The 6518-nt window shown below is 64.2% G+C and carries 3 protein-coding genes; all 3 read right to left on the bottom strand.

Going from position 1 to position 6518, the window contains the following annotated elements:
- The coding region (locus HYH07_RS30150) for a GlgB N-terminal domain-containing protein (RefSeq protein ID WP_249781165.1) at nt 1–1164 on the bottom strand (1164 nt) is incomplete at its 3' end.
- The gene (gene treS, locus HYH07_RS30145) at nt 1157–4450 is read right to left on the bottom strand and encodes a maltose alpha-D-glucosyltransferase (protein ID WP_220005874.1); all 3294 of its coding nucleotides are present in this window, start codon (nt 4448–4450) and stop codon (nt 1157–1159) included. The genes treS and HYH07_RS30150, both read right to left, overlap by 8 nt.
- Nucleotides 4451–4460: 10 nt before the next feature.
- Nucleotides 4461–6407 (bottom strand): maltotransferase domain-containing protein, encoded by a 1947-nt coding sequence (locus HYH07_RS30140; protein WP_220005873.1) that lies wholly within the window; start codon nt 6405–6407, stop codon nt 4461–4463.
- Between the last annotated feature and the right edge of the window lie 111 nt (nt 6408–6518).

Raw genomic sequence — 6518 nt, 5'->3', positions numbered from 1 at the left:
CTCGAGCCAGAACAGCGCGTTCGACACCAGGAAGTTCGTCACTTCGGTGCGGCCGTAATTGTAGATCAGCGTGCCCCAGTCGAGATGACGGCCCTGGAGCGGGTTGGCGTGCTCGTAGAGCGCCGTGCCGTCGAAGCTGCCGAGCCCGTGCGGATCATCGGGGAAATGGCCGGGCACCCAGTCGAGCAGCACGCCGATGCCTTCGCGATGGCAGGCATCGATCAGCGCCGCAAAGTCCTCCGGCGATCCGAAACGGCTGGTCGGCGCATAGAGGCCGGTCGGCTGATAGCCCCAGGAGCCGTCGAACGGGTGCTCGCTCACGGGCAGGAATTCGAGGTGGGTGAAGCCCATGTCGCGGGCGTAGGCGGGCAGTTGCTCCGCGAGTTCGCGATAGGTCAGCCATTCATTGCCGTTCTTGCGCCGCCATGAGCCGAGATGAACCTCGTAGATCGACATCGGCGCCGACAGTGCGTTGATGCCGACGGGCGCCGGCCGCGGCCGCGGCAGATGCGCCTCGTCGAACACGATCGAGGCGGTCTTCGGCCGCACCTCGCTGGCGAACGCCAGCGGGTCGGATTTCAGCGGCAGCAGATGGCCGTGCGGCCCGATGATCTCGAACTTGTAGTGATCGCCGCTCTTGGCATGCGGAATGAACAATTCCCAATAGCCGGCGCCGCGCACCCGCATGGGATGACGCCGCCCATCCCAGAAATTGAAGTCGCCGACCACGGACACGCGCCGCGCATTCGGGGCCAGCACCACGAAGCCGACGCCGTCGATGCCCTCCAGCCGCATCGGATGGGCGCCGAGCTTGTCGTAGAGGCGCTGATGCGTGCCTTCGCCGAGGAGATAGAGATCGAAATCGGTCAGGATCGGCGGAAAACGATAGGCGTCCTCGAACTCGACGACGTTGTCGCCGAATTTGGCGCGAAGCTGGTAGTGCTTGGAGCCGTTGGGCAGGGTGCCGATGAACAGGCCGGAATCGTGGACACGGTCGAGCGGCGCGACTTCGCCATGCTCGCCGATTGCCTCGACTTTGGAGGCTTCGGGCAGGAAGGCGCGCACCACGCTCCTGCCACCCTCCGGATGCATCCCGAGATAGTGGAAGGGGTCGGAGTGGCGACCCTCGATGATGGCGTAGGCTTCGGCTGGCAGTTTAGGCATGGGCTTCGCTCCCGGCACTGGACAGAATGCGAAGCAGACCGGTCAGCGGCGCATGGAGCCCGTCGGGCCGGTGGGACAGCTCGTACTCTACCTCGTCGAACGCTAGATCAAGCAGGAAAAACCTTAACATGCTTTCCGCGCCATGCGCGCCTTCCGGCCAGAGCCGCCGGTCGGTCATGGCCTCATGATAGGCGGACAGGAAGGTTGCGGTGGCGCGCTCGCGCCATTCGTCGAGCGCGGCCGTGATCCGGCCTTGTTCGTCGCCCCCGCCCGAGCCCGCGCGGCCAAGCGCTGCGTTAACCGAAAGATCAATCGAGCGCACCAGGCCCGCGACATCGCGCGCGGCAGGCAGCTTGCGCCGCTTGTCGGCCAGTGCGAGGTGCGGATCGCCGTCGAAATCGATGATGAAGATGTCGTCCTTCACGATCAGAGTTTGCCCGAGGCGGAAGTCGCCGTGATGACGGATGTTCAACCCGCCGATCTCGGATGGCAAGAGTGCGTTGATGTGGCGCGGCAAGCTCGCGCGCACCGCGACAAGCTGGTCTATCAAGGGCCGGTCGCCTTCGCGCAGGCTGTCCCGGGCATCGACCAGCAGGTCGAAGACCCGCTCGGCTCGGCCCATGAGGTCGGTCGTCCAGCGCTTGACGTCGGCCTTGCCGATCGGTTCAGGGGCAAGGTCGGTAGATTTTGCGGCGGCGAGCGCCATGTGCAGCTCGGCAAGCCGGCGGCCAATCTGCGCCACGAAGTGCAGATAGATTGACTGCTCCTGGGTCGCCCGGTACTCCTCGTCCGGCGGCAGCACCCGCTGCTCGTCGACATAGCGGTCGAGATAGCCCGCCGTGACCGCCCAACCGTCACCCTGGTTCTCGACATAGGCATGCAGCACGCCGAGCGCGCTGCGCCTGTCGCCCTCGACCAGCTCGACGCTGCCGAGTAGCGCCGGTGTATTGGCGAAGCGTGCGACCTCGGTGAGATAGTTGCCTATTTCGATCTCGGGATTGGGGCCGCTTTCAAGCTGGCGATAGATCTTGGCCACATATTGATTGTCGACCAGCGCGGTGCTGTTGGATTGCTCGATCGCGCGGATGCGCTCGGGCTCCTTGACGGTGTAGTCGGCGAAACGGCTCGTCGCCTTGAACTCGAGCCGCAGATTGTTTTCGTCCACCACCAGGTTCTGAGACAAGCCGCGCAGGAAAAGCCCGATGAAGATCTGGTCGGTGGCGACGTCGAGCAGGGTGCCCTCGCGCGCGCCCTGGCGCACGGCGGCGAGCGCCTTCGGGTTGAAGCGCTCGCGGTCGAAGCGCACCCACTCGATCTGCATCGGCAGCACGTAGCGCGTCGTGACATCATTCCGTGCGGTTTCGAAGAACGCGATCCAGGGCCTGTTGTCGCCGATGTCGCTGAACGGCACCGCTGACGTCAGCGTCGCCTTGATGTGCTTGGGATTGTGCTCGGGATACCACCGCGTCCTTGACAGAAATCCCGGCAGCACGTCGCGCTCGAACACGCCGCGCTCGCGGGCGAGCGACACCCAGTTCGAGTTGACCGGAACCACCAGCGTCTCGAACTCCGGCACCGCGCGTGGCACCACCGGCTCGGACTTGTCGCGCTCCTGGAGCTGGAACCAGTAGAAGCCGTAGGGCCCGAGCGTGATCATATAGGGCAATTCGCCGATCGCCGGAAAGCGCGTGCGGCCCAGCATCTCCTGCGGGATGCGGTCCTTCCACGGCGACAGATCGAGCTCGGTCGCCTGCGCCGCGCGCGACAGATTGGCGACGCAGAGAATGACCTCGTCGCGGTATTGCCGGACATAGGCCAGCACGGCGCGGTTGGCCGGGCGGATGAAGGTCATGGTGCCGCGGCCGAAGGCGAGCGTCGACTTGCGCACCGAGATCAGCCGCTTGGTGGCGCTGAGCAGCGACGACAGGCTGCGCGACTGCGCCTCCACGTTCACCGACTCATAGCCATAGACCGGATCCATGATCAGCGGCGCGTAGAGACGGGCGGGGTCGCAGCGCGAGAATCCGCCATTGCGGTCCGGGCTCCATTGCATCGGCGTGCGCACGCCGTTGCGGTCACCGAGATAGATGTTGTCGCCCATGCCGATCTCGTCGCCGTAATAGATGATCGGCGTGCCGGGAAACGACAGCAGCAGCGAGTTCATCAGCTCGATCTTGCGCCGGTCATTGTCCATCAACGGCGCAAGGCGCCTGCGGATGCCGACATTGATGCGGGCGCGGGGATCGTTGGCGTAGGTGGTCCAGAGATAGTCGCGCTCGACGTCGGTGACCATCTCCAGCGTCAGCTCGTCATGATTGCGCAGAAACAGCGCCCATTGGCAGCTCGCGGGGATATCAGGCGTCTGGCGCAGGATGTCGGTGATAGGGAAGCGGTCCTCCTGCGCGATCGCCATATAAATCCGCGGCATCAGCGGGAAGTGATAGGCCATGTGGCATTCGTCGCCCCGGCCGAAATATTCCTGCACGTCCTCCGGCCATTGGTTGGCCTCGGCCAGCAGCAGCTTTCCCTTGGAGTAGGCGTCCAGCTCCTGGCGCAGGCGCTTGATGATCGCATGCGTCTCCGGGAGGTTTTCGTTCGAGGTGCCCTCGCGCTCGCACAGATAGGGAATCGCGTCCAGCCGGAAGCCATCGACACCGGCGTCGAGCCAGCGCTTCATCACCTGGATGATGGCGCTGACGACGCGCGGATTGTCGAAATTGAGGTCCGGCTGGTGCGAGAAGAAGCGGTGCCAGTAGAACGCGCCGGCCTCGGGATCCCAGGTCCAGTTCGACTTCTCGGTGTCGGTGAAGATGATGCGCGTGCCCTGGTACTTCTGGTCGGTGTCGCTCCAGACATACCAGTTGCGGGCGCTGGAGCCGGCCGGGCTGCGGCGGGCGCGCTTGAACCATTTGTGCTGGTCGGAGGTGTGGTTGACGACGAGCTCGGTGATGACGCGCAGGCCCCGCTTCTGCGCTTCCTGGATGAAGCGTTTGAAATCCTTCATCGTCCCGAAATCGGGATTGACCGTGCCGTAATCGCCGATGTCGTAGCCGTCGTCGCGGCCGGGCGAGGGATAGAACGGCAGCAACCACAGCGCGGTGACGCCGAGGTCCTGCAGATAAGGCAGCTTCTCGGTCAGGCCCGCGAAATCGCCGATGCCGTCATTGTTGCTGTCGGCAAAGGCCTTGACGTGGAGCTGGTAGATGATGGCGTCCTTGTACCAGAGCTCATCCACGACCTCGGCAGCCTCGGCCTTCTTGGTGTCGACGGAAGACAGAACATTCATGGCGTGATCCTTACGCCAGGCAGCGGAAGAGCAGGGCCGGATCGCGGTCGGGATCGATACGCAATTTGATCCCGCCCCATTCGATGCGGGACTGTTCGCCTGTCATGAGATTTTCAACAGCGGTGACGGGGCGGCGTTCGCCGCCGACGTCGATGGTGAGGTCGCCGAGCGGCAACCAGGTCTCGCGCACATGGCGCGAGAGGGCGATGGCCGCGACGATCGTGTTGGCGGGTGCAGCGGCCTCCTTGACGAAGGCGATGGTCTCGCCGTCCTCGATGCCGAGGAAGCGCAGATTGGTGGTCTGCTGCAGCGCCGGATTGTCGTTGCGGATGCGGTTGAGCGCGGCAATCCAGGGCTTGATATTGCCTGATTTGTCCCAGTCGCGCTGGCGGATCTGGTACTTCTCGGAATCCTGATATTCTTCGTGGCCGGGCACGGCCTCGTGCTCGAGCAGCTCGAACCCGCTATAGAGGCCGTAATTGCCCGACAGCGTTGCTGCCAAAGCGACACGGGCCTTGAACATCCAGGCCTCGCCGCTCTGGAGGTGATAGGGCAGCAGGTCCGGCGTGTTGACGAACAGGTTTGCCCGGTAGAAATCCCGCTCGGGATAGCGCAAGAGCTCATCGAGATATTGCTCCAGCTCCCACTTCGTCGTGCGCCAGGGGAAATAGCTGAAGGACTGCGCGAAGCCGAGCTTGGCGAGACCCTTCATCAGCTTCGGCCGCGCGAACGTCTTGGCGAACAGGATCACCTCGGGATGCCGCTGCCTGATCTCGTGGACCAGCCACTCCCAGAACGGCAGCGGCGCGGTGTCGTGATTGTCGATGGCGAAGATGGTCACGCCATGGTCGATCCAGAACAGCATGGCGTCGCGAAACGCATTCCACAGCCCGACCCGGTCGACCGAGGCGAAATCGGGAATGACGATGTCGGAATAGGGGCCGTCCGCCGTCCGCACCGAGCGGTCCGGCCGCCATTTGAACCATTCCGGATGCTGCGTCAGCCAGGGATGATCCGGCGAGCATTGCACGGCGAAATCGAGCGCGATCTCGAGGCCATATTCGAGGCAGGTCGCGACCAGCGCGCGAAAATCCTCGATGGTGCCGAGCTCGGGATGCAGCGCATCGTGCCCGCCCTCGGCCGCGCCGATCGCATAGGGCGACCCGGGCTCGCCCTCGGTGGCCACGGGCGCATTGTTGCGGCCCTTGCGGCTTGTGCGCCCGATCGGATGGATCGGTGTGAAGTACAGGACGTCAAAGCCCATCGCGGCGATGTCCGGTACGCGGGCGATGCAATCGCGGAGCGTGCCGTGCCGGCCGGCCACCGTGCTCTGGCTGCGCGGCATCATCTGATACCAGGCGCTGAAGCGCGCCTTGTCGCGGTCGACAATAAGGGGGAAGTTTGGCGAGCGGGTCAGGTCGGGCCGCGCCTGGCTTTCGGCCATGGCCTCGCCGAGATCAGTTGCGAGCAGCGAAGCGACGTCGCCGTTTTGGAGGTAATCCTCGCATTGCCTGAAAATCACGGCCGCAGCGTCCTGCCGCGCGCCATGCGCCTTGGTCAAAAGGCCAGCGCCCTCGATCGCATCGAGCGTCACGTCGCCGCCCGAGAGCTGCTTGCGTTCGAGCCCGTGACGCCAAGTGGCGAATTCGTCGGTCCAGGCTTCGATCGCATAGACATATTGGCCTGCTTCGGTTGGCGTGAACGCGCCGCACCAGCGGTCGTCGCCGTGATGGGTCATCGGCTCGCGCCGCCATTCGCGGTCCTGTTCGCCACGCCAGATCAGCGCGGCTCTGATGGTCGCCTCGCCGTCGCGATAGATGTCGGCCCAGACCTCGACCCGATCACCCGCGATCCGCTTCACGGCGAAGCGGCCGCCATCGATCAACGGATAGATATCTTCGATGAGGAAAGCGCTGCCGGCGGCGGCACTCTCGACAGTTTGAATTGTCTTGTTCACGGTGATGCCATTGACAAGAAAGCAGGAGCCCGTTTCCCTTGTCGGGAACCTACGCTTGGTACCATTATAGAAAGCCGCTTGTGTGTCATTGGTTCCCTTGGGAACGGCAGG

Origin of the sequence: Bradyrhizobium sp. BR 10261, from assembly GCF_019455395.1 — a bacterium.
Lineage (GTDB): Bacteria > Pseudomonadota > Alphaproteobacteria > Rhizobiales > Xanthobacteraceae > Bradyrhizobium > Bradyrhizobium manausense.
This window is presented reverse-complemented; position numbering and strand designations above follow the sequence as displayed.

Coding starts and splice junctions, on each gene's coding strand:
- treS (WP_220005874.1), bottom strand. CDS start 4,450: ATGAATGTTCTGTCTTCCGTCGACACCAAGAAGGCCGAGGCTGCCGAG.